Genomic DNA, 23,077 nt, shown 5'->3' with positions numbered 1-23,077 from the left:
CGTTATGACCAAGCAAACGAGTGAGCAAGAAGTGACCATCGAAATACCTCGCTATATCAAAATGCACGAATTGGATAATGTGGCCATCGTTGTCAATGACAAGGGACTTGCGGCGGGGACTTTGCTCGATGCAGACTTAGTCTTGAAAGATCGCGTACCACAGGGTCACAAAGTATCACTCGTCGATATCGACAAAGGCGATGTTATCCGCAGATATAACGTCGTGATTGGACGTGCGCTCAATCCAATACCAAAAGGATCGTGGGTTCATGAGCGTTTGATTGATATCCCTCCCGCTCTGGGATTCGACGCTTTGCCCATGGCTACGGCAGCCGCTCAAGCGATGCCAGCCTTGGATGGCTACACCTTTGAAGGTTACCGAAACGCCGATGGATCAGTTGGTACTAGAAATATCCTTGCCATCACGACGACGGTTCAATGCGTCTCGGGTGTCGTTGCGTACGCGGTCGATCGGATCAAAAGCGAATTACTGCCGGCCTATCCGTACGTGGATGACGTGGTCGGCATTGAGCATACCTATGGTTGTGGTGTTGCCATTGAAGCCAAAGACGCCATCATTCCGATACGAACGCTTCGCAATATCAGCCTTAATCCGAATTTCGGCGGTGAGTTGCTGGTCGTCAGCCTGGGTTGCGAAAAACTTCAGCCCGACCGGATGTTTCCCCCCGGTAGTTTTCCCCTACGAGTCGAGACCCTGACGGCTCAAGGCCCTGAAACGATCTGCTTGCAAGCTGACCACCATGTGGGCTTCATGTCGATGATCGATGATATTGTTCAAAGCGCTAAGCCACATCTTGAACGCTTGAATGCAAGGCGCAGAGAAACTTGCCCCGCCTCGGCATTGGTGGTGGGTGTTCAATGCGGGGGCAGTGACGCTTTTAGTGGTGTCACGGCAAATCCGGCCGTTGGGTTTGCGGCTGATCTGCTGGTGAGAGCCGGGGCAACCGTCATGTTTAGTGAAAACACAGAGGTGCGTGACGGCGTTGATCAATTGACCATGCGCGCAGCCAACGAAGCGGTGGCCCGCGACATCGTCAAAGAGCTCTCTTGGTACGACAATTATTTGGGTCGAAGTATGGTTGATCGCAGCGCGAATACGACACCTGGTAATAAAGCGGGTGGACTATCTAACATTGTTGAAAAGGCGATGGGCTCAATTGTCAAAAGCGGTTCAAGTCCGATCAATAGTGTGTTGGCACCGGGTGAGAAGCTCAAGCCAGAGCAAAAGGGGCTCGTGTTTGCGGCAACACCTGCGAGCGACTTCATTTGCGGCACACTGCAATTTGCCGCTGGCATGAATGTTCACATCTTTACGACGGGGCGCGGTACGCCTTACGGGTTAGCCGAATGCCCCGTGATCAAAGTAGCCACCCGCAACGATCTGGCCAGACGTTGGCACGACTTGATGGACGTCAATGCGGGTAGGATTGCGAGTGGCGAAGCGACTATCGCCGATGTGGGACACGAGCTATTCGACATGATTCTGGCGGTCGCTAGCGGCAAAAAAACGTGGGCAGAACACTGGAAGATCCACAATTCTTTGGTATTGTTTAATCCTGCTCCGGTGACTTGATCGACGCGTTCGTTTATTTCATCCACATCGAACTGACATACCCCCATCGACCACAATCTCTGTCCCCGTCACGAATCGCGACTCATCCGAAGCGAGATATAGTGCGGCATTAGCGGTGTCTCTACCGTCTCCCATAAAAGGCAAGGGTATACGAGCTTGTCTTTGCGCTAGCAGCGCCTCAACATCACCCCCCGTTCTTTGACCGGCTAATCGAACTTCGACCATGGGGGTATGCAACTGACCCGGAACAATGGTGTTGACGCGAATACGTTGTTTGGCGTACTGAATCGCGACGACTTTCGATAGCTGGATAACGCCCGCTTTGGTGGCCGCGTAGGCTACTTGGGCTGAGCCTGTCCATCTGGTTCCGGATGTCGATGCAATGTTGATGATAGAGCCAGCACCTTGTGCCTCCATGATGGGCAAGACATACTTGCACGCCAGGAAGACGCTTTTAAGGTTGTGATTGATCTGGCTGTCGAAGACCTCTTCCGTCATCTCAACTGGGCCGCCAGCTGCAGAGCCACCCACATTGTTCACGAGAATATCAATCCGGCCGTATTGATCGAGGCATTGCTCAACGATGGTTTTGATTTGCAGACTTTGCGTCACATCGCATACGGCAGTAACCATTTGACCCCCGACGTCACTAACCCGAGCGACCGTTTCGGTCATACGCGTCAGCTCTCGGTCGATACCAAATAAGTGAGCGCCTTCTTCAGCGAATCTCACCGAGATGGCTCTGCCATTGCCCCAGCCGGGTCCGACTGATCCCGCCCCCATAATGAGAGCGATTTTTCCTGCTAGCCGACCACCCATTCATTATCCCTTTTTTGAGACGACTGCGTTGATTGCGAACGATTTAAAAATGGCAATACCATCAGCCGCTTTGACACCATTGCCTTCAGCGAACACAAAAAGTGGGTTGATTTCGCATTCGATCAAATGATCATCCAAACAGCTCACAAGTTCTGAAAACTGAACGATTGCTCGCACTAAGCTCATGACGTCACACTTTGGCCTGCCGCGATAACCATTCAAAAGAGGCCATGTTTTGAGCCCCTTGAGCATATCGAGCACCTCAGTTTCTTGTAGCACGGTACCGGGGGTGAGCAATCTGATACTCGTATCATTGAAAAGCTCAGCGGTAACGCCGCCCATGCCCACCAAAATGCCTGTGCCCAGAGGATCGCGGTGCATACCGATCATAAACTCGACGCCGTCTCGCGCCATTTCTTGAACCAAGACCTGGTCGATATTAACCCCAGCACGTATTCTCACGTCAGAAATCATGGTCGCCATTCGGTCCGGGATATCCTCCACCTCGAGGTTCAATGCGACGCCTCCCACCTCGGTTTTGTGCAGAATGCTGTTGGACACTATTTTCAGCACCAGTTGACCTTTAAATCCTTGCAGAGACTGCATGTGTGGATTCGCTGCGTCAAGAACCGCTTCTCTGACACTTGGGATGCCGAAGAGGGAAAACAGCTGCTTTGCTTCATGCTCATTAAGCGAGCCGCCCAGAGATGCTTTATCCAACCGTGGAGGCAACTGAGCCAAGCGCGGTTTGAGGGTGATACCCGCTTTCAGTTGATGCACGTGCAACATGCTCTTTAACGCGACACTGCAACTTTCTGGCTGGGTGTACGCTGGAATCCCTTGCTTGGTCATCAATGCGGCTGCCACCGGTGAGTGCGGACTGACATAGGCGATCACCGGTTTGTCGCTGGTTGCCATGCAATCCCGCACCGCGCTCGCCATGAGATCTGGCATGGCTAAACTGGATGAACCAAGGATGAGAATCAACGCGTCGTAGTTCGGGCTATCCAATAATGCACGAATCGCACCACGCAAAAGGTCGGGTTGTAGTCCAGCCAAGGTAACGTCAATGGGATTGCGATCCAGCACGGCTTGATCGCCTGGTTGTAAGGCACGCAGGCGCTCTGCTGTGATCTCATCTGGCGCCGGTGTTTCAAAACCGTTTAGGCCTAAACTGTCTGCCACCAATGTACCAGCGCCTCCTGTCGATGTGAGGATGGCAATGCGATTGCCCGCAAGGACTCGGCCTGAGGTCAACGCAGCTGGGATATCTAAGAAATCAGAGAATTTTTCTGCACGGATAATGCCGACCTCTTTGAAGAGTGCATCGTACATTTTGTCGGTGCCGGCTAACGCGCCTGTATGTGAAATCGCGGCTTTCATGCCCGCTTCTGATTTCCCAACTTTGTAGACAACGATGGGCTTGCCGGCCTGCTTAGCTCTGAGTGTCGCAGCCCGAAATTGTTGAGGACGTCGAATGCTTTCGACGTATAACAAAATCACGGTTGTGTGCGGGTCATCCGTCAGATAATCAACGAAATCGGCTAAACCCAGATCAGCTTCATTGCTGGTTGATACCAACTTGGCGAGGCCGATCCCTGCCGCAGCGGCACGTGACAGCAATGACCCCAAAATGCCACCACTTTGCGAGATCACACTGACTGAGCCTTTGGGGAAATCACTCATTTCAAGGGCGCTACTCGGCGATAGCGGGATGTCGTCAGTGACGTTGACCATGCCTATCGTATTAGGTCCGAGAATCCTCATGCTGCCCGCAGCGGCAACCAGCGCCTCTTGTCGCTTTAGACCCTCTGGCCCATGCTCTGCAAAGCCACTGGTTAGTGCGATCGCTACTTGCGTCCCCAGAGCGGCCAACTCGCTGACAGCATTCAGGGCTTTATCGGTTCCCACCAAGATGATCGCAACGTCAGGTATTTCGGGTAGTGAACCTATGTCTGGGTAACAAACCAGCCCGGCAATTTCTTTAACACGCGGATTGACGGGATAGATCTTGCCCCTGAAATGATGCTTTTGCAGATAGGCGATCGGGCGCCCAGCTGTTTTCTTGGGATCTGTTGATGCGCCAATGACCGCAATGCTGTTTGGCGCCATGAGCTTTCTGACTGCGTCCGTCATGTCACGACCCTATGCTTGACTGGCCACTGCGGCTTTATTTAAAAACGCCATCACCGCAGCTCGGTGTTCAGCACTTGTGTAGCAAATGCCCTGGGCCTGACTGCCTTGAGCAAAGACTTGAGCTGACGTCGTCTCGAACGTTTGGTTGAGAATGGTTTTGCCCAGCGCCAAAGCCGTCGGTGACCCCTTGCTTAATTCTGCAGCCCATGTTTGAGCGTCTCGCACAAGCGTCCCTGCGCTCGCGATGCGATCGATAAGACCGAGACGGCACGCTTCATCAAAGTCGACTGGCTTACCTGAAAAAATCAACTCCTTCGCTTTTGCCAAGCCTACGCGTCGGGGTAAAAAGTACATCCCGCCGCCATCAGGAATGATGCCGCGATTGATATAAGACCAGGTGAAATTCGCGGCTTCGCTGGCAATAATAAAATCACATGCCAGCGCGGTATCAGCACCCAGACCCGAGGCAGATCCGTTGACGGCCGCAATGACGGGCTTGGGCATTGTATGCAACAGAGACACCGCATGATGGACACGTTGTTGCCGGTGCCAGCCATTGAAACCGATCTCGCCGGGAGGCGCTTTCATGCGTTTTTCCATGCCTGAGATGTCTCCCCCTGCACAAAACCCCTTGCCCCGTCCAGTGAGCACCAGCGCACGAATATCTTTGGTGGCGGTAATCATTTCCAGCGCCTCAATAAGTTCACTTCGCATATCGTCATTCATAGCGTTGCGCTTGTCAGGCCGGTTTAGATAAAGTGTGGCGATACCCTCTTGCACGGTCAAATCAATTAGGGTGAAGCTCATCTCAATTCCTTCAGTGATTGGTTCAGTTTTGAATTTGGGTTCAATGATGTGCGGGTTAGTCTTCGGTGATGTGAGCGTCTTTGATGACTGCTCGCCAACGCACCTCTTCGGCTTTCTCGAACTGGTCGAAATCTTGGGGTGTCCCTGTTTTAATCACGAGTCCTTCGCTTTCCACCTGGTTTTTGAAATTGCCGGACTGCGCTGCCCGGGTAATCACGGTGTTCAGTCGATCGATCACGTCCTGGGGGGTACCCGCAGGCGCAAAGACGCCATACCAACTGCCCGCCGAGTAGCCCGGTACGCCACTTTCAGCAATCGTGGGTACTTTGGCTAGTACTGTACTGGATGATCTATCGATTGTTGTCACGCCGAGTGCACGTAGCTTGCCTGACTCGATCAAATTGCCAACGGCCGAGGAGGTCGCGAACATCATATCGACTTGACGCCCCATTAAGTCGGTCAACGCTGGAGCGGCGCCTTTGTACGGAACATGCAATAACGTCGTCCCCGAGAGGGAGGCAAACAATTCTCCTGCAAGGTGTGCAGACGTCCCGCTGCCTTGAGAGGCGTAGGATAGTTTCCCTGGATTCGCTTTTGCAGCCGCTAGCAATTGGTTGACCGTTCGATAGGGGCTGGCAGTGGCCACCACTAAAACGTTGGGCGAGATGCCGATTAAGCAAATGGGCGCAAAATCTCTATCTTGGCTGTACGGCAATTTGGCTTTGAGGCTTGAATTAACGGCATGGGCGAAGGTAGCCATGACTAGGGTGTATCCGTCGGGCTTGCTCTTCGCGAGCGCGTCAGTGCCAATAATCGTGCCGCCGCCCGGCTTATTTTCAATGATGACGGTTTGATGCAATTCGTCGGTCATGGCGCCACCGATCACACGCGCTATCAGGTCGGTACCGCCTCCTGCGGCAAACGGCACAATCAATTTAATAGGGCGGTCGGGATAGGCAGCCAATGCCAGGGTAGTGACCGCAGAGGTTGCGAGCACCAAAAGACTCTGCCAAATATGACGAAGTAGCGCGAAGAAAGACAAGCTCATTCTCGATCAGTAAAGTTGTTCAAAGGATGTGCTGTCAGTATGCGGCTTTGTCGAACAGAATCTATGATTTAATTCCACCAGATGGAATTAAAAAAAGACTACGACACCGCCAACCGATCGCTTCTCAGAGGGATCGAAATCCTGCGTTGCTTCAAACCAGGGATGGGTTTGCTGGGAAACGGTGAGATTTCAGAAAGAACGGGTCTGCCAGCCTCAACGGTTAGTCGCTTAACTCAAACACTCGTTCAAGCGGGGTTTTTAGAGCACGACTCACAGCAGGCTGCGTATCGGTTGGCTCCCCCTGTACTTAGTCTGGCGCGTGCATTTAAGACGGCGTCAACCGCCTTAGCCGTTGCCGAACCGTTAATGCGCACCGTGTCAGAAAGCTTAAAATTAAACGTCGGCCTCGCGGTCGCGGATCGTCTTGAAATGGTTTACCTTGAATCGATTCGCTACACGAGAAGTGTGGCGCTGCGAACGGTCGCGTCTGGTCAGCGGGTACCCATCGAACGAACGTCGCTGGGTCAGGCTTGGATTGCGCACTTAGATCCGCGCTCAAGGGCCGAACTATTGGCAGCACTAAGGCGACAAAAACTAAAAAACTGGATTCACATCGAGAATGAAATCAGCAACGCAATACAGTCTGTTGCTAACAAGGGCTATTGCACGGCGTCTTGGTTGCCCGAAGTTTCGGCAATTTCAACCCCCGTTCGGCTGTTAAATGGTGTGCGGGCTTCACTTAATTTAAGCACATCGCCTGATCGGATGCTGAAAGACGGGATTGAGATTTATGCGTCGGATTTGCTCGAACTAAAACATAAAATAGAAACCACGTTGCACCGAGATTAACGATCACGTTAAGCGGTTAAGCGATACAAGCGTTGCGGATTTTCGATCATGAGTCCATGTATTGACAGGATGCCTTGCGTCAAGTATTCGAGGCCAGCCAGGCCGAGTTTCACAAGGCCATCGACCGAACGTTCTTTTGGTTGATGACAGCAAATTACGGATCTTTGATGGGTTTGGTGGGGTTTCTAGGCAAGCATTTTGTCGAAAACCTGACCCGTTAGCATGGCTTCATGCCATTCTGCAGCTGTTTTCAGTATGATGCTGTAAGCCAGCGCTAGCTCGGCTCGAGTTGTAACACTTTGTTCAACTTTGTTAACAGATCCATTCTCCGCTTCTGAGCATCATCTCTATGATTTCATCGAAAACAGCGTTGCCTTTTCGCACCATTTTGCTGGGAACCCTGGTCGTACTGATGGCAATGGGTACGCGAGCAACCTTTGGTTTGTTCATTCAGCCCATGGGGCTAGCGCATGGATGGGGGCGCGAGATTTTTTCGATGGCGTTCGCTTTGCAAAACCTGACGTGGGGGTTTGGCGCAATTGGTGCTGGCATGATGGCGGATCGACTCGGCTCAGGCCGCACGATCGCGATGTGTGGCGCGCTGTACGCCGTCGGTTTGATCGCCAGTCGGTTTGCGATGACGCCGACTCAGCTCTACATGAGTGCCGGTTTTCTGGTGGGTCTCGGGCAGGCTGGGACGACGTTTGCAGTTATTCTTCCGGTGATTGCCCGAACGGTTGCGCCTTCTTCACGAAGCACGGCGATGGGGATTGCGAGCGCGGGTGGTTCGTTAGGCCAGTTTCTGGTGGTCCCGACAGGTCAGTTCCTGATCACGAATCTTGAATGGACGGGTGCTTACTGGGTTCTGGCCCTGTTTGTTTCTGTGTCTTTGCCTTTATCATGGTTTTTGAGAGGTAAGCCAGAGCAAGCAGAGGGTTCGGGGCCTAGGCAATCCATGTTGTCAGCAATTAAACAAGCATTCAGGCACCCGAGTTTTCATTTGATCTTCTGGGGCTATTTTGTTTGTGGATTTCACACGGCCTTTATCACGCTGCACCTTCCGTCCTTCGTCGTCGACGCGGGTCTCAATGCTGGGACAGGTGCGGTAGCCATTGGATTGATTGGCCTATTCAACGTGATAGGTTCGTTTAGTGCCGGCAAGCTGGGTGGTATCTACAGTAAGAAAAACCTGCTCGCGATTATTTATGCGATGAGAGCGTTGGGTATTCTGTGGATATTGTGTATGCCCATGAGCGTTTGGGTGGTCTATGTCTTCGCTGGTTGGATGGGATTGTTTTGGCTCGGCACTGTTCCGCTGACCCAAGGTTTAATCGGACAAATTTACGGTATGCAATTTGCCGCGACGTTATCTGGCATTGTTTTTCTTGGCCACCAACTCGGCAGCTTCACTGGGGTGTGGTTAGGCGGTCGTATCCAGGCGGTAACGGGCAGCTATGATTTAGTCTGGTGGATGGGCATTGCACTGGCATTGATGGCTGCTGTCCTTTGCCTGCCCGTCCGAGAAAAGCCACTCGGCGTTAAACCCTCCTCGGTCATGGCCTAGTCCGCTGCGTGTACCGATGCGAGTGAGAAACCTAGATCGTGAACAGGTAAAGAAAAGCTGGGTTCACTTTGCCGGTTATCTGTTGTTGTCGTTGGTCCTTGCCGTTGGTCTGTGGGCGTACACCAGCCCTGAAATGAGCCTTCACTGGGATAGCATCGCATCGATGTGCGGTTTTTAAGATGACCGATTTGCGTGTGGATCTGGCGATGCTGGGCGACGTTGAGCTTGATGCCTTGACAGGCGATACGGCTCGATCGACCGTCGTCCTCACCATTAACAATCGCCAGAGTCGTCGCTTGAGGACGTCCATGGCTGCTACGATGATAACGCCCGGCACAGTCATCGAAGTACCTACCGTGATGCCTTGGTCAAATTGGTTGCCTCACCTGTTGAGACAGGCAAGCTTTGAGGCTGACTTAGCTTCACCGGCAGCCGTTCTTGATAGCTTTGGGGCACTGGCGCTATGGGTGAAGACGATTGAAGAGGCAGAGGGCGAACAACGATTGTTGGATGTCAATCAAGCTGCAAAGTTAGCTCAACAGGCAGATACGCTGATCGATGATTGGGCGATAGAAGTCGCAGCAGAGGAGAGCACTGAAGAGCATGAAACGTTCTGTCGCTGGCAGGACTGTTATCGTCAGCAGCTTCATTCGATAGGCGCGCTTGATCGCAATACCTTGGTTCAACGGGTATTGTCATTGATTCAAGCGCGGGCTATAGGCTTGCCTAAAACGCTTGTTTTGGCTGGCTTTTCCGAGCTTTCGCCTCGGATGGTAGACGTACTAACTGCGTTGCAAGCACAAGGGGTTTCGTTAAGAAGGCTGACAGAACGAGCGCGCGTTGTCCAAACGCCAAGTTGTATAGTGCTTGAAACACATCAGGATGAATGGACGGCAGCTGCTCGCTGGGCAAAAGAACGTCTGCAATCTGATCCCCAGGGAAAGTTTGCAATCATCGCTGTCAGTCTTGACATGGACGCACCCTACGCAAGGCGCACGCTCGACGATGTACTTACGACAGACGTGGGCGTTCTACCCTATAACGTTGCAGTGGGTAGACCGCTGAGCGAATGGGTGCTGGGCCGAGCTATGTTGTTATGGCTTAAAACATTTGCACAGTTCTCTACTGCCTTGACGACATCCCCAAGGGATTTAGGTGCTGCCTTACTGGTGGGGCACTGTGCAGGCCATGCGGCTGAAGCCGGCACTCGCGCTGCGATTGACGTTCGCTGGCGCAATGCTGAAGAGCTCAGCATCACGCTGCAAGCCTGGCAAAAGCACATTGAAGTCGCCGAACAGCTGGCTACTGGTTGGAATATGGCGTTTCAGCAGTGGCAGAACGGTGAAACGCGGATGAATTGCCTGGGTTGGGGGCAACGATTCCGTCGCACGCTGGGGTTGCTCGGCTTCCCCGGGGAACGAACACAAAGTTCTGTGAATTACCAAGTAACAGAAGCGCTCGACACGTTAATTGATCGTTTCGCTCGGTTGAGTGCGACGCTTGGGGCCATTGATGCCCATGAGGCACTGTCTTGGTTGAGTCGTTTGGCGCGCGCCAGTATATTTCAACCGCAACACGATGCTGCCTCCCGGTTGGATGTACTTGGTTTGCTGGAAGCTGAGGGTGGGGATTGGGATGCCGTGTGGCTACTGGGATTGTCAGACGAAGCGTTTCCTGCAGCGCCCAATCCAAACCCATTTATTCCGGTGTCGGCACTGTCTCGAAGTTCAGCGCCCAGATCAACGGCTGAGCGTGAACTTCAATGGGCTCAACGCATGTTTGAACACCTCTGCTCTGTGGCGCCGGTCATCATGACCAGTTGTGCCAGCCGCGACGGCGAGCGAGAACTTCGGCCGTCACCCGTTCTTCAGCGAGCTATCAAATTTAAGAACGACTGGATCCAGGCTTCTGCTCAAAGCGTGCTGCTGGAATTAGAAACGTTTGAAGATCAACAAGGGCCGGCCGTTGCGGACGGCGAGAAGATTAAAGGCGGCGCTAATTTACTAGTGACCCAGGCACGCAATCCGTTGTGGGCGTTTTTTCAATATCGTCTCGGCGTTAAAGGGCTAAAGCCGTACGCTGAAGTGCCATCTAAAACGATACGAGGCAGCTTCATTCACAAAGTGCTTGAGCGGCTTTGGTCAGAATTAAAGGATCAAAATGCGTTAAGCAGTCGTATTGCTGACGATTCTCTGCATGATTTATTAAGAGACATTGCGACTGAGGCGGCCCACTCAGCTTTAGCTCAACTACCCAAGCGCTTGCAACAAATGGAAATCGAACGAGACCTTCCGTTGATTCGTCAATGGCTTGAAATAGAGTCTCAGCGTGTTCCGTTTCAAGTAAAAGGGGTTGAAGTGACTCAACAGTTGAGTCTCGGTGCTCACCAACTTGAGCTGGTGATTGATCGGATTGATTTGCTGGAAGATGGCACGCAAGTCATCATTGATTACAAGTCGAGTAGTGTCTTGACGTCTGTGCTGAAGGATTGGGATGGTGAGCGGCCGGTGAATGTTCAATTGCCAATTTACGCAGGTATTTTGGTCGAACAAGCCAACGATGCTAAGAGCGTGGCCGCCCTGATGCTGGTGCAAATACATTCAAAACAAACGCACGACATCGATCGTGATAAGACGAAAAGTGTGTCAGGGCTAGCGAGTGCTGATATTGGCATTGCTGGCTTGCTTGTCTTGCCTCACGAAAAAGAGTTTTCGGGTCGAAACTGGGAAAGCGCGATGACCAAGTTGCAGCAAGATGTTCAGGTGCTGATTCAAGAGTTCGTTTCAGGCTGCGCACGCAATGAATCCCTGGGTAAAGATGACCTGACCTATTGCGACATCAAACCCTTACTGCGTTGCTATGATCGCGATGAGGATGCAGATGGCTGAGCAGCAACCGCAAGATGCGCTGGCTCGTGCGCAGGCAATTGACCCTAGATATTCTTTTATTGTCCAGGCACCTGCTGGTTCGGGCAAAACCGAATTACTGACGGATCGAATTCTCGCGCTGTTAGCGACCGCATCCAGACCCGAAGAAATCATTGCGATCACGTTCACGCGCAAGGCGGCTGCGGAAATGCACGCGCGGGTGCTCAAAAAATTAGAGCTTGCGCGTGACAACGTTGAACCTAAAACCAGCTATGAGCAACGCAGCCTCACCCTGGCAAAGGCTGCCTTGGCACGCAGCGAAGAACAATGCTGGCAGCTGCTTGACCACCCAGCGCGGTTGTCAATTAAAACCATTGACTCGCTCTGTGCAAGTCTGGTGCGCAGCATGCCTTGGCGGTCTGGGCTGGGTGGGATGCCTAGGGTTGCAGAGGACCCTAATGAGCACTATCTCGCGGCTGCAACAGAGGTCTTTAACGCCGTCGACAGCAAACCTTCGGTCGCCAAGTTGCTTGACCACATGGATGTAGACGTTCAGGCGGCCTGCAGTGCTGTGGCAAAAATGCTCTCGCAAAGAGATCAATGGATGACATTGTTACCGACCAAGCTCGACGACAAGGACCGAACCACGTTAGAGCATCATTTCGCTCAAGCAGTTAATGAAGAACTCTCAAATATCCCCGCTTTGATGCCGATGGGGTACGCGCAAGAACTAGCCCCCTTGATTCGGCAAGCGGTGGCCAATCTGTCGACCAGCGAAAAATATCAAGCGGCCTACCAGCAGCTGCACTGTTTGCAGGATTGGGATGGGCAAGCGTTCAGAACTGATTGCTCTGATTTGCCTCGTTGGCGAGCCTTGGCTGAATTGCTGATCACAGGCTCAGGCACCGTCAGAAAAGTCATCAATGCGAGGCATGGCTTTGAACCTAAGACGGACTATTGCAGGGACTTTAACGCCTGGCTAGCCAGCAACGGCGGTGGAGACGAGCCAGCATGGGCACAAGCCCTGAATGCATTGGATCACCTGGTTGATGCAAAGTTTTCTGAGGCGCAGTGGGAGATCCTCAAGGCTCAGTTTGAATGCCTGTGGTCAGCTGTCGCTCACCTCAATATCCGATTTTCAGCCTTCGGCGAGGTGGATTTTACAGAGATCGCACAACGAGCGCTTTACGCGCTGGGTCATGCAGAAGATCCCACTGAGCTGCTGCTGAAGCTTGATTCGAGCATCCGGCATTTACTGATCGATGAGTTTCAAGATACCAGTTACACCCAACTTGAGTTGCTAAAGGGACTTACCTCTGGTTGGCAGGAGGGTGACGGCCGGACGCTGTTTTTAGTTGGTGATCCCATGCAATCGATCTATCGGTTTCGTAAAGCCGAAGTCGGCCTGTTTCTAAAAGTACGCGACGAGGGTTTGGGTGATTTGCAGCTCACGCCATTGCAGTTAACCGATAATTTTCGGTCCAGAGCGGGCATCGTGAGTTGGGTGAATTCGATGTTCACCAACGTTTTCCCTAAACAAGATGATCTGCTGGGTGGTGCCATCAAGTACGCGCCGTCGGTTGCTTTCAATGAAGGTGATGCTGAGCCGGCGGTACGTGAACACTTCATTATTTCGGATGATATTCAAGCGCCGACGAGGCAGCTTATTGGTCTGGTGAAAGGAGCTTTGGCGGCTGCGCCTGATAGCGAGCACCCCGTGGCAATTTTGGTGCGGACGAGGTCTAACTTGCGCGGCGCTACTGAACTGTTGGCCAAAGAGAAGTTGCCTTATCGGGCTGTCGAACTAGTCACCTTGAATCAAAGGGCCTATGTTGTTGACCTTGTACAAATCGTCCGTGCGCTTTGCCACGTCGGTGATCGAGCGGCGTGGTTGGCTGTGTTGCGGTCACCGTATTGCGGATTGACCCTGTCGAGCTTACACGCTTTGTTTGCCGGCGACAGGCGAGCCGTGATTGATATTTTAGAAGATGTGTTGGCGAAAGATCGTGATACGAGTCTTAGCCGGGCCGAGCAACTACTTGAGCCAGATCAATACGCCAGGCTGGTGTTTGTTGGCCAAGTCTTGATTGCAGCGGTTCGCGAAGAGACCGCGGAAGTGTTTGCTCGTCAGGTACAACGCGTCTGGTTGCAGCTCGGCGGGCCAGGGCTTGCTCGACAATCGGGTGATCTAAGCGACGCAGAAAGTGTCTTCAGGCTGATTGAACGACTTGCCCCCTACGGTGGTTTGGATCTGGACGTCTTTGAATTGCGCCTGACCAAGTTGTATGCATCGTCAGATGAGCAAAATGCTGACGCGTTAGACGATGGGCGATCTAAGGGTGTCATCGAGGTGATGACCATGCATAAATCTAAAGGATTGCAGTTTGACACCGTGATTCTTTTTGGCTTGCATGAAAAGGCAAAAGGTGATGACACACCGCTCGTGCGAGTTGAAAACGTTGATGGCCGTTTGCTCGTTGGCCCCATCAAATCCAGAGCAGAGGATACGGCTGACCCGTACTCCAATTTTTTGGGACAGCGAGAAAAACGTCGCGCAAGTCATGAGGTAGACCGGCTTCTGTATGTCGCGGCGACCCGCGCCAAAAAGATACTTCATTTGGTTGCTCGGGTAAAAGTCAATCCTAAGGACTCGACGATGGTAGCAGCACCCGAAGCGTCGAGTTTGCTGGCAAGGTTGTGGCCGTTTGTTCAGCAACCTGAGCCATCGCCTGAGCAACAGACGCAGGATATCCAAGCGCCAATGCCATTCCATCGCGTAGCTACGCTGCAGCGACGAGCGATCGTCCCAGTGATGCCGTTGGCGCAAGGGCCCGCGAGACCTCCTGTTGACCAAGACGACAACGGTATGCGTAAGAACAACCAAGCGTTTGTTTGGGGGGCAGAACCGGGTCGCGAAAGGCTGGTTGGCAGCGTCGTGCACGAATGGTTGGCTTATATCGGCGAGAGCGGTCTTGGACGCTGGACGACCGAACGCGTCGTCGGCAAGGCCGAGACGATTGCGCGTCAGTTGAGCGCCAGTGGATTAAGCCCTGAACAGTCGAATATCGGGGCCCAAGAAGTTGTCGAAATTTTGAAGGCGATGTTGACCCATGATCGTGGGCGACGCTTACTTGGATCAATGGCAGCAAGACGTGAGTGGGCTTTGCTCGATGAAACAGGTAAAGTTTCAATCATGGATCTGGCGCTGGATGCAGGCGATCACTGGTTGGTTGTGGACTACAAAACCGGCAGACCTGCCCAAGCAGAGCCGGTGTCAGTGTTTGAACAAAAAATGCTTGCCCGCTATAAACCTCAGTTGCAACGATACTGTGAACAGCTCTTTGCGTTTGATGGACGCCCGGCGAAGGCTGCCCTGTACTTCCCGATAGATGATCTTTGGGTAGAAATGGATTAGCCCTGTTAGAATGCTGGCTGGCGGGCCCCTTCGCATGGCTCGGCGGCAAACCTGGTCAGGTCGGGAACGAAGCAGCCATAGTCGTGCAGAGTTAGTGCCGAAGTCAGGCTCGCCTCCCTCTTTTTGTCGGTGTTAAGCAACGCCCATGTCATATCTCGTTTTAGCCCGTAAGTGGCGCCCTCGCACCTTTGAGACCCTGGTTGGCCAGGATCACGTTGTGCGGGCGCTCACGCATGCCCTCACGACCCAACGTCTTCATCACGCCTGGTTGTTTACCGGTACCCGTGGGGTCGGGAAGACCACGTTATCGCGAATTCTGGCTAAATCCCTGAACTGTGAAATCGGCATTACGGCCACCCCCTGTGGCGCCTGTCAGGCTTGTGTCGAAATCGACGCTGGTCGTTTCATTGATTATGTCGAACTGGATGCTGCCTCTAATCGTGGCGTCGACGAGATGACACAGTTGCTTGAGCAAGCCGTCTATTCCCCGAGCTCTGGCCGTTTCAAGGTATACATGATCGATGAGGTGCATATGCTCACCGGGCATGCGTTTAACGCCATGTTAAAGACCCTCGAAGAACCGCCGGCACACGTCAAGTTCATTTTGGCAACGACTGATCCGCAAAAGATCCCGGTCACTGTGCTTTCACGCTGCCTACAGTTCAATCTCAAGCAAATGTCGGGTGAGTCAATTGTTGGGCATTTGCAGTTTGTCTTGGGGCAAGAAAATATCCCGTTTGAGCTACCAGCGTTGCGCATGCTCGGTCAAGCGGCTTCTGGATCAATGCGCGATGCACTGTCTTTGACGGATCAGGCTATTGCCTATAGCGCAGGCGACTTGACCGAGGTCTCTGTTCGAGGGATGTTGGGGACAATCGATCAAAAACATTTGATTCGTCTGCTCGATGCCTTACGTGCTGGGCAAGCCGGGGCTGTGCTCGAAATTGCTGATGAATTGGCCACCCGGGGGCTGTCATATCGGGCAGCGCTGGCCGATCTCGCAATACTGTTGTCTCGTATTGCCATTGCACAAAGAGTGGGTAAAGTGGCTGACGAGTCAGATCCTTTGACCGATGATATCCGCCGGCTTTCGCAAGTGTTGCCTCACGATGCCGTTCAACTCTTTTATACCGTTGCCGTACATAGCCGGTCTGAGTTAGCGATTGCGCCGGATGAGTATGCCGGATTTGTGATGTCATGCTTGCGTATGTTGTCGCTTTATTCAGATCCATCAGCAGACACTCGTGCGACGACGGGCAACTCGAGCGTCGTTGCGGCTGAGGCTCAGTCGCCTGCCCCCGCGCAACCGCAAACCGCACCCACGCAAGCCGCACCCACGCAAGCCGCACCCACGCAAGCCACACCCACGCAAGCCGCACCCACGCAAGCCGCACCCACGCAAGCCACACCCAGGCAAGAGGTGCCACCTCCTCCTCGTGCGCAGGTCATTTCAGAGGTAGCTCAAGACGAACCACCTGCGTGGGTAACTGCTGCGTTTGAAGACACGATTGAGGCTGCGACAGATCCTGTCATCGAGCAGATCATCGACGCGACCATGTCACCGGCTGGTGAAGCACAGATAGTTGAACCAACGTCCAATCTGGCTGACGTGGCAATCAAAATGGATCAGCCTTGGGCTAGTTTATCGGCCTCATTGCAACTGTCTGGCATGGCGGCTCAACTTTCCAGACAATCTGAGTTCGTGAGCGTTTCGGGTAACACGTTGACCCTTAAAGTGGCGACGAAAGCGTTGTCTGAGGGGGCCGCTGTTGATCGGCTGAAATCTGCCTTGTCAGCTTATTTCGGTGTCAACGTGCAATTGCGCTTTGAAATTGGGGCTGGGTCTGGGCTATCTGCCCACGCCATCGATGTTGCTGCGCAGAACGCCCGCCAGAAAGCTGCAGAGGATATTGTGCAACAGGATGCGTTTGTACAAGTATTGGTCAAAGAATTTGGCGCTCAGGTGATACCGGGATCTGTTCAACCTGGCCCGACACTTCAGTAACTTCAATCTTATCTGGAAAAATAATCATGATGAAAGGACAAATTGCTGGCTTGATGAAACAAGCGCAGCAGATGCAGGAAAACATGAAAAAGGCGCAAGACGCGCTGGCTGACATGCTCGTTGAGGGCGCCTCCGGCGGTGGTCTGGTGAAAGTCTCAATGAGTTGCCGACACGACGTCAAACGTGTCACCATCGATCCCACGCTGTTAGCGGATGATAAAGATATGCTTGAGGATCTTGTAGCGGCCGCATTCAACGACGCGTTGCGTAAGGCGGAAGCAACCAGTAGCGAAAAAATGGCGTCCGTGACTGCCGGAATGCCATTGCCCCCCGGGATGAAGTTGCCGTTCTGATGGTGTCTCGTCTTTCAGAGCCTCAATCGCTGTTGGCTTTGGTCGAAGCGCTTCGTCGCCTGCCTGGTGTTGGTGAGCGGACGGCGAGCCGCATGGCATACCATCTGTTGCAACACGATCTGCAGGGCGCGCAACACCTTGGCCTTGCACTGAGTCATGCAGTGGCGCAACTTCGTCACTGTGAACAATGCAATAGTTTCACCGAATCCACCCTGTGTGGTACTTGTCAGCACCCCGAACGTGATTCAAGCTTGCTCTGTGTTGTTGAGACACCCGCTGACCAAAACTCGATTGAAGCGACACATGGCTACGCCGGGTTGTACTACGTTCTGATGGGGCGCCTGGCGCCCCTTGAAGGCATGGGCCCCACTGAACTCGATTTTGACCGCGCGCTGGCGCGAGCGACGAACGGTGTCGTCAAAGAAGTCATTCTTGCCACCAGTTTCACCGCGGAAGGTGAGACAACGGCTCATTACCTCTCCGAAGCCTTGAGATCTAAGGGATTAAAAGTCACTCGTCTAGCGCGAGGGGTGCCAGCGGGCAGTGAACTCGAATATGTCGATGCCGGCACGGTTGCGTGGGCGCTCATGGAGCGAAAACCCACCTAGACCAGTCTCGCGAGGTTAAGCGTGGGTTGCGATTTCCCTAAGGGTAAACGGCTAGGCAAATCAGAGAGACGTTATGCTCAAATAAGGACAGAAAAATTTAGAGAGGCTGATATGTCCATTTCACGCAGACAATTGATCAAATTAGCAGGTTCAGCGAGCCTTTTTTCGTTCGCGCCAGGTCTGGTGCTCGCGCAAAAGCTCGAAAAACCCAGCGTCCATATCGCGGTGGGCGGCAAAGTGGGCACCTACTATCAAGCACTGTCAATTGCCGAGCAACTCGGCTATTTCAAAGACGAAGGCTTAGACGTCAAAATTTCCGATTTCGCGGGCGGGTCAAAAGCGCTACAAGCGGTAGTTGGTGGTAGCGCAGATGTGGTCTCAGGGGCCTTTGAACACACCATTAATCTGCAGGCGAAAGGGCAGTTTTTTAGATGTGTTGTGCTGCAGGGACGCTGTCCCATGATGACACTGGCAGTCTCTCGAAAGAACATGCCAAACTTCAAAACTGGCGCAGACTTGCGAGGCAAGAAAATTGGTGTCACCGCACCTGGGTCTTCAACCAATATGCTGGCAAGTTTTTATCTGGCGAAAAATGGTCTCAAAGCGACCGATGCTTCGTATATCGGGGTGGGTACAGGCGCTGGTGCCATTTCAGCAATTAAGGAAGGCAATATTGATGCCATCTCTAATCTCGATCCAGTCATCACTGCACTTGAAGAGTCAAATGATATTCAGGTCATTGTAGACACTCGCCGCATGAAAGACTCTGCGGAGATCTTTGGCGGCAACATGCCTGCTGGTAGCCTGTATTTGCCGCAAAGTTATATTGACGCCAACCCTAAGACAGTTCAGGCGTTGGTTAATGCGATGGTGCGCGCGGATAAATGGATTGTCAAAGCTGGCCCTGCGGCAATCACTAAGGCGTTACCATCGAGCTACTTTCAGGGCCAACCCGACCTCTATACGAAAGCAGTTGAAAAGTGCATGGAGGCAATGTCTCCCGATGGTTTGATGCCAGCCGATGGCCCTGCGACCGCGTTAAAAGCGCTAATTGCCTTCAGTAACGATGTTCGTGACGCCAAAATCGATCTCGACAAAACATGGACCAATGACTTTGCCCAACTGGCGAACCAGAAATATCCTGAGGTGAAAGTCTAACTGACACACGATTCACTCTGATTGTCGCCGTCGAGATTTTGTTGAATATGAATCAGTCTCTTGCACCCGCCTTATCTTTAAAAGACATCACTTGCACGTTCGTATCTCGTGATGATCCGAAGGCAAGATATACCGCTGTCGCCAACACAACGCTGAATGTCGCACCGGGTGAGTTCGTGTCGGTTGTCGGACCGACGGGTTGCGGCAAGTCAACCCTGCTTAACGTGGGCGCTGGCTTGCTCAATCCTTCAACCGGGACGGTCGAGATCTTTGGCGAGCCATTGCAGGGCATTAATAGGCGCGCTGGCTACATGTTTCAAGGTGAGGCGTTGTTGCCTTGGCGCTCTGCTTTGGCTAACGTCACCGCCGGGTGCGAGTTTGCGGGTATGCCGAAGGCGCAGGCACAGGAAGAGGGGCGCTTGTGGCTTAAACGAGTTGGTCTCGGTGGGTTCGAAGACCGTTATCCACATCAAATGTCTGGAGGAATGCGCAAGCGTGCGATGTTGGCGCAAACGTTGATTCGCGACCCTGACATCATTTTGATGGATGAGCCATTCTCGGCGTTGGACATCCAAACTCGGCAATTGATGGAAAATGAAGTGCTGGAGTTGTGGATGGCCAAGCGCAAAGCGGTGCTCTTTATCACCCACGATCTGGATGAAGCCATTGCCATGAGTGACAGGGTCGTCGTGTTATCGGCAGGCCCGGGGACTCACCCAATCGGAGAGTTCGTCATCGACTTGCCTCGACCTAGAGATGTCGCCGAAGTGCGGATGCAGCCGCGCTTTATGGAATTACACACCGCCATTTGGGCGGTATTGCGTGAAGAAGTATTGAAGGGCTATGCCCAGCAAAAGCGGGCGTAACATGTGGGCGTTCATGAAACCAAATTCAAAACTATCGCTGCGCGTGTGGCAACTGGCAATACTGGTCGTCCTATTGGTCGTATGGCAAATCGCCTCCCAAGACCAGAAAATTGCTTTCTTTTTTGGCAAACCGTTGGGCGTTTGGCATCGAATTTGGGATTGGTTTTTTGCAAATGGCGATATCTATAGCCATTTGGCGATTACGTTGACTGAGACGATCCTCGCTTTTTTTATTGGCACATCATCTGGGCTGGGTGTGGGGCTTTGGCTTGGGCTCTCGCCGATGGCCAGCACCATTCTAGATCCGTTTATCAAAGCGGCGAACTCGATGCCTCGAGTCATTCTGGCACCGATTTTTGCCATGTGGTTTGGTCTGGGCATCTGGTCAAAAGTAGCGTTGGCCGTCACGCTCGTCTTCTTTATCGTCTTCTTCAACGTCTACCAAGGGGTACGCGAAGTCAGTCCAACGCTGTTGGATAATGCCCGAATGCTGGGAGCAGACAGACGTCAATTACTCAGACAGGTGTATTTGCCGTCAGCCACGAGCTGGGTTTTCTCAAGCCTTCATACCTCAGTGGGTTTGGCTTTTGTTGGTGCGGTGGTGGGTGAGTATCTTGGCTCTGCTTCAGGCGTGGGGTATCTGATCCTGCAAGCCGAAGGCAGTTTGGATGTTGATACCGTGATCGCCGGCATTATTGTCTTGACTGCATTTGCCGTGATTCTGGACACCCTTGTGGGTGCCCTTGAAAAGCATTTAATGAAGTGGCAACCTAAGTCCGGCGAAACTGAGAAACTTTAATCAAGTCGTCCAGTTTGCGCGAGTCGGCGACAAAAGCGCGGATTCCCTCAGACAGTTTGTCGCTGGCCATCGCATCTTCGTTCATCGCGAATCTGAAGTGTTTTTCATCGATCGTCAATTTGGCTGGCTTGTGCCTTAGCGCGAAGTCAGCGTTGAGTCGTGTTGTGACTTCGCCTTGTGTGTCTTGTAACTGGCGCAGCAATTCGGGGCTGATGGTGAGCAGATCGCAACCCGCCAGTGAGAGGATCTGACCCGTATTTCTAAAACTCGCGCCCATGATCTCTGTAGAAATGTCGAAAGTTTTGTAATAAGCGTAGATACGAGAGACGGAATTGACGCCTGGATCGTTGTCCCCCGACTGAGCCGCTTCATCCCACCGGTCACCTTGAGATTTCTTGGCCCAGTCGTAAATTCGGCCCACAAAGGGTGAAATCAACTGCACTTTCGCCTCGGCACAAGCCACGGCCTGTACCAATGAGAACAGAAGCGTCAGGTTGCATCGTACGCCTTCAGTCTGTAAGACACGCGCGGCTTCGATGCCTTCCCAGGTTGCGGCGATTTTGATCAAGACGCGGTTTCTCGAAAATCCGGCACTTTCGTACAGCCCGATGATGCGGCGAGCGCGTTCGACCGTTGCCCTTGTGTCAAACGAAAGCCTGGCGTCAACTTCTGTTGAAACCCGACCCGGAACGATCTTGAGAATTTCACTGCCGAACGCAACCAGCAGATGATCGACTAACTCATCTGTCTCTGCCTCGGGGTGGGCGATCACGCAGCGATCCAGCAGTGGACGGTAGGCTTGCTGTTGCACCGCTTTCAAAATAAGGGACGGGTTCGTGGTGGCGTCTGTCGGTTGGTATTGTTTCATGGCTTCAAAATCACCGGTATCGGCCACGACGGTGGTGTGAGTGCGAAGTGAGTCGAGTAAACTGGGCATCGGCTATAATTCCAAGGTTTGCTTACAGATTTTTGAGACCGGGGTGATTGTGTTGTCAAGACTATTTTCAGAGGTGGCTGGTGTGGCCACTGGTGGATTCTATCGGTTTCCACCTGCAATTCTAGCCTTGGCGGATGGCACCGTGTTCAGAGGGGTGTCGATTGGTGCCCCGGGCCATACAGTAGCCGAGATTGTTTTCAATACGGCGATGACGGGCTATCAAGAGATTTTGACGGATCCAAGCTACAGCGGGCAGGCCGTGACCCTGACCTATCCTCATATTGGTAACACGGGTATCAATCGAGAGGACGTCGAGTCAAACAAAGTACATGCAGCCGGGTTGATCGTTCGTGATTGCCCCGCACGTGTTTCAAATTTCCGGGCCACACAATCTTTGCCAGACTACCTGAAGGATCAGGGGGTGGTAGCCATCGCTGAAATTGATACGCGCAAGCTCACGCGCATTCTTCGTGAGGGCGGTGCGCAGGGTGGCTGCATTCTTGTGGGTGACGATGTTGAAAAAGCATTGGCGCTGGCGCGGGGTTTTTCTGGGATGGCCGGGCAAGATCTTGCCAAGGTAGTATCTTCAACCGAGGTGTCAACTTGGACAGAATCAGTTTGGCATCTGACCACAGGTTTTGGCAGCTTTGACGAGGTGGCAAAAGCCAAAGCTGGCGAGCACTTGCCACACGTTGTTGCTTACGACTTTGGCGTTAAATCCAATATTTTGCGGTTACTCACTGAGCGTGGCTGCCGGATCACGGTAGTGCCTGCGCAGACGACGGCAGACCAAGTCCTTGAACTGAAACCAGATGGGGTGTTCTTATCCAACGGCCCTGGCGATCCAGACCCTTGCGATTACGCGATTGAAGCCACGAAGGTGTTTTTAGCCCGCAAGCTGCCAGTCTTTGGGATTTGTCTCGGTCATCAAATCATGGGCTTAGCACTGGGCGCAAAGACCGTCAAAATGAAAACCGGTCATCACGGGTCAAACCATCCCGTGCAAGATTTGGCGACCGGTCGTGTTTTCATCACGGCGCAGAATCACGGTTTTGCGGTTGACGCAGCGACGCTGCCTGCCAATGCTCGGGTGAGCCATGTTTCGTTGTTTGACGGCACCTTACAAGGATTTGAATTGACTGATCGGCCTGCTTTTTGCTTTCAGGGCCACCCCGAAGCTAGCCCCGGCCCGCACGACATCATCGTCCTGTTCGACAAATTCATGGGCCTGATGGCCAACCAAAAGTAAAGA

General features: G+C 52.9%; 17 protein-coding genes and 1 other RNA gene. 13 read left to right on the top strand and 5 right to left on the bottom strand.

Annotated features, from left to right (window positions below; genetic code table 11):
• Nucleotides 1–4: 4 nt before the first annotated feature.
• Complete coding sequence (gene garD, locus AC1W8Y_RS01055; protein WP_482012594.1) at nucleotides 5–1,594, top strand: galactarate dehydratase; 1,590 nt, start codon at nucleotides 5–7, stop codon at nucleotides 1,592–1,594.
• 18 nt (nucleotides 1,595–1,612) lie between these two features.
• Here the strand turns inward: garD and AC1W8Y_RS01050 are convergent, their stop codons facing one another.
• From AC1W8Y_RS01050 to AC1W8Y_RS01035, 4 genes are read right to left on the bottom strand one after another with little or no spacing between them, the layout of a single operon-like run.
• Nucleotides 1,613–2,413, bottom strand: a complete 801-nt coding sequence (locus AC1W8Y_RS01050) for an SDR family NAD(P)-dependent oxidoreductase (RefSeq protein ID WP_482012593.1) — start codon at nucleotides 2,411–2,413, stop codon at nucleotides 1,613–1,615.
• 3 nt (nucleotides 2,414–2,416) lie between these two features.
• Nucleotides 2,417–4,549 (bottom strand): acetate--CoA ligase family protein, encoded by a 2,133-nt coding sequence (locus AC1W8Y_RS01045; RefSeq protein ID WP_482012592.1) that lies wholly within the window; start codon nucleotides 4,547–4,549, stop codon nucleotides 2,417–2,419.
• Between the two features lie 9 nt (nucleotides 4,550–4,558).
• Entirely contained in the window at nucleotides 4,559–5,356 is a 798-nt protein-coding gene (locus AC1W8Y_RS01040; protein ID WP_482012591.1) for an enoyl-CoA hydratase/isomerase family protein, read from the bottom strand.
• 55 nt (nucleotides 5,357–5,411) lie between these two features.
• A complete protein-coding gene (locus AC1W8Y_RS01035) occupies nucleotides 5,412–6,404 on the bottom strand; it encodes a Bug family tripartite tricarboxylate transporter substrate binding protein (RefSeq protein WP_482012590.1) in 993 nt (330 codons plus the stop codon).
• A gap of 81 nt (nucleotides 6,405–6,485) precedes the next feature.
• Here AC1W8Y_RS01035 and AC1W8Y_RS01030 point away from each other — a divergent pair, with 81 nt between their 5' ends.
• From AC1W8Y_RS01030 to AC1W8Y_RS00980, 11 genes are all read left to right on the top strand, one after another.
• Nucleotides 6,486–7,253, top strand: a complete 768-nt coding sequence (locus tag AC1W8Y_RS01030; RefSeq protein ID WP_482012589.1) for an IclR family transcriptional regulator — start codon at nucleotides 6,486–6,488, stop codon at nucleotides 7,251–7,253.
• A 352-nt stretch (nucleotides 7,254–7,605) separates the two neighbouring features.
• Nucleotides 7,606–8,817 carry an MFS transporter gene (locus tag AC1W8Y_RS01025; RefSeq protein ID WP_482012654.1) on the top strand — a complete coding sequence of 404 codons (1,212 nt, stop codon included), beginning with the start codon at nucleotides 7,606–7,608 and terminating at the stop codon, nucleotides 8,815–8,817.
• Nucleotides 8,818–8,996: 179 nt separating this feature from the next.
• Nucleotides 8,997–11,705 carry a PD-(D/E)XK nuclease family protein gene (locus tag AC1W8Y_RS01020; protein WP_482012588.1) on the top strand — a complete coding sequence of 903 codons (2,709 nt, stop codon included), beginning with the start codon at nucleotides 8,997–8,999 and terminating at the stop codon, nucleotides 11,703–11,705.
• Complete coding sequence (locus tag AC1W8Y_RS01015; RefSeq protein WP_482012653.1) at nucleotides 11,692–15,099, top strand: UvrD-helicase domain-containing protein; 3,408 nt, start codon at nucleotides 11,692–11,694, stop codon at nucleotides 15,097–15,099. The genes AC1W8Y_RS01020 and AC1W8Y_RS01015 overlap by 14 nt, the downstream gene beginning before the upstream one ends.
• 19 nt (nucleotides 15,100–15,118) lie before the next feature.
• An RNA gene (ffs, locus tag AC1W8Y_RS01010) (signal recognition particle sRNA small type) lies at nucleotides 15,119–15,216 on the top strand.
• A gap of 28 nt (nucleotides 15,217–15,244) precedes the next feature.
• Nucleotides 15,245–17,104 carry a DNA polymerase III subunit gamma/tau gene (dnaX, locus tag AC1W8Y_RS01005; RefSeq protein ID WP_482012587.1) on the top strand — a complete coding sequence of 620 codons (1,860 nt, stop codon included), beginning with the start codon at nucleotides 15,245–15,247 and terminating at the stop codon, nucleotides 17,102–17,104.
• Between the two features lie 26 nt (nucleotides 17,105–17,130).
• Entirely contained in the window at nucleotides 17,131–17,457 is a 327-nt protein-coding gene (locus AC1W8Y_RS01000) for a YbaB/EbfC family nucleoid-associated protein (RefSeq protein ID WP_482012586.1), read from the top strand.
• Nucleotides 17,457–18,065, top strand: coding sequence for a recombination mediator RecR (gene recR, locus AC1W8Y_RS00995; protein WP_482012585.1), 609 nt, complete (start codon nucleotides 17,457–17,459; stop codon nucleotides 18,063–18,065). The genes AC1W8Y_RS01000 and recR overlap by 1 nt, the downstream gene beginning before the upstream one ends.
• Before the next feature lie 111 nt (nucleotides 18,066–18,176).
• Entirely contained in the window at nucleotides 18,177–19,223 is a 1,047-nt protein-coding gene (locus AC1W8Y_RS00990; RefSeq protein ID WP_482012584.1) for an ABC transporter substrate-binding protein, read from the top strand.
• 47 nt (nucleotides 19,224–19,270) lie between these two features.
• On the top strand, nucleotides 19,271–20,089 hold the full coding sequence (locus AC1W8Y_RS00985) for an ABC transporter ATP-binding protein (protein ID WP_482012583.1): 819 nt from the start codon (nucleotides 19,271–19,273) through the stop codon (nucleotides 20,087–20,089).
• A gap of 13 nt (nucleotides 20,090–20,102) precedes the next feature.
• The gene (locus AC1W8Y_RS00980) at nucleotides 20,103–20,888 is read left to right on the top strand and encodes an ABC transporter permease (RefSeq protein WP_482012582.1); all 786 of its coding nucleotides are present in this window, start codon (nucleotides 20,103–20,105) and stop codon (nucleotides 20,886–20,888) included.
• On the opposite strand, the gene tal is transcribed toward AC1W8Y_RS00980, so the two are convergent.
• A complete protein-coding gene (gene tal / locus AC1W8Y_RS00975) occupies nucleotides 20,860–21,825 on the bottom strand; it encodes a transaldolase (protein WP_482012581.1) in 966 nt (321 codons plus the stop codon). The two genes, AC1W8Y_RS00980 and tal, sit on opposite strands and share 29 nt — an antisense overlap.
• A gap of 49 nt (nucleotides 21,826–21,874) precedes the next feature.
• Between tal and carA the strand changes: the two genes are divergently transcribed.
• Nucleotides 21,875–23,074, top strand: a complete 1,200-nt coding sequence (gene carA, locus AC1W8Y_RS00970) for a glutamine-hydrolyzing carbamoyl-phosphate synthase small subunit (RefSeq protein ID WP_482012652.1) — start codon at nucleotides 21,875–21,877, stop codon at nucleotides 23,072–23,074.
• Nucleotides 23,075–23,077: the final 3 nt, after the last annotated feature.

This window comes from Jezberella sp. (assembly GCF_964834465.1).
The sequence above is the reverse complement of the archived record's forward strand: the minus strand, read 5'-3'. Positions and strand labels throughout refer to the sequence as shown.

Bases quoted from the DNA above. Each gene is read 5' to 3' on its own strand.
- garD (WP_482012594.1), top strand. From the start codon at position 5: ATGACCAAGCAAACGAGTGAGCAAGAAGTGACCATCGAAATACCTCGC.
- AC1W8Y_RS01050 (WP_482012593.1), bottom strand. From the start codon at position 2,413: ATGGGTGGTCGGCTAGCAGGAAAAATCGCTCTCATTATGGGGGCGGGA.
- AC1W8Y_RS01045 (WP_482012592.1), bottom strand. From the start codon at position 4,549: ATGACGGACGCAGTCAGAAAGCTCATGGCGCCAAACAGCATTGCGGTC.
- AC1W8Y_RS01040 (WP_482012591.1), bottom strand. From the start codon at position 5,356: ATGAGCTTCACCCTAATTGATTTGACCGTGCAAGAGGGTATCGCCACA.
- AC1W8Y_RS01035 (WP_482012590.1), bottom strand. From the start codon at position 6,404: ATGAGCTTGTCTTTCTTCGCGCTACTTCGTCATATTTGGCAGAGTCTT.
- AC1W8Y_RS01030 (WP_482012589.1), top strand. From the start codon at position 6,486: ATGGAATTAAAAAAAGACTACGACACCGCCAACCGATCGCTTCTCAGA.
- AC1W8Y_RS01020 (WP_482012588.1), top strand. From the start codon at position 8,997: ATGACCGATTTGCGTGTGGATCTGGCGATGCTGGGCGACGTTGAGCTT.
- AC1W8Y_RS01015 (WP_482012653.1), top strand. From the start codon at position 11,692: ATGCAGATGGCTGAGCAGCAACCGCAAGATGCGCTGGCTCGTGCGCAG.
- dnaX (WP_482012587.1), top strand. From the start codon at position 15,245: ATGTCATATCTCGTTTTAGCCCGTAAGTGGCGCCCTCGCACCTTTGAG.
- AC1W8Y_RS01000 (WP_482012586.1), top strand. From the start codon at position 17,131: ATGATGAAAGGACAAATTGCTGGCTTGATGAAACAAGCGCAGCAGATG.
- recR (WP_482012585.1), top strand. From the start codon at position 17,457: ATGGTGTCTCGTCTTTCAGAGCCTCAATCGCTGTTGGCTTTGGTCGAA.
- AC1W8Y_RS00990 (WP_482012584.1), top strand. From the start codon at position 18,177: ATGTCCATTTCACGCAGACAATTGATCAAATTAGCAGGTTCAGCGAGC.
- AC1W8Y_RS00985 (WP_482012583.1), top strand. From the start codon at position 19,271: ATGAATCAGTCTCTTGCACCCGCCTTATCTTTAAAAGACATCACTTGC.
- AC1W8Y_RS00980 (WP_482012582.1), top strand. From the start codon at position 20,103: ATGAAACCAAATTCAAAACTATCGCTGCGCGTGTGGCAACTGGCAATA.
- tal (WP_482012581.1), bottom strand. From the start codon at position 21,825: ATGCCCAGTTTACTCGACTCACTTCGCACTCACACCACCGTCGTGGCC.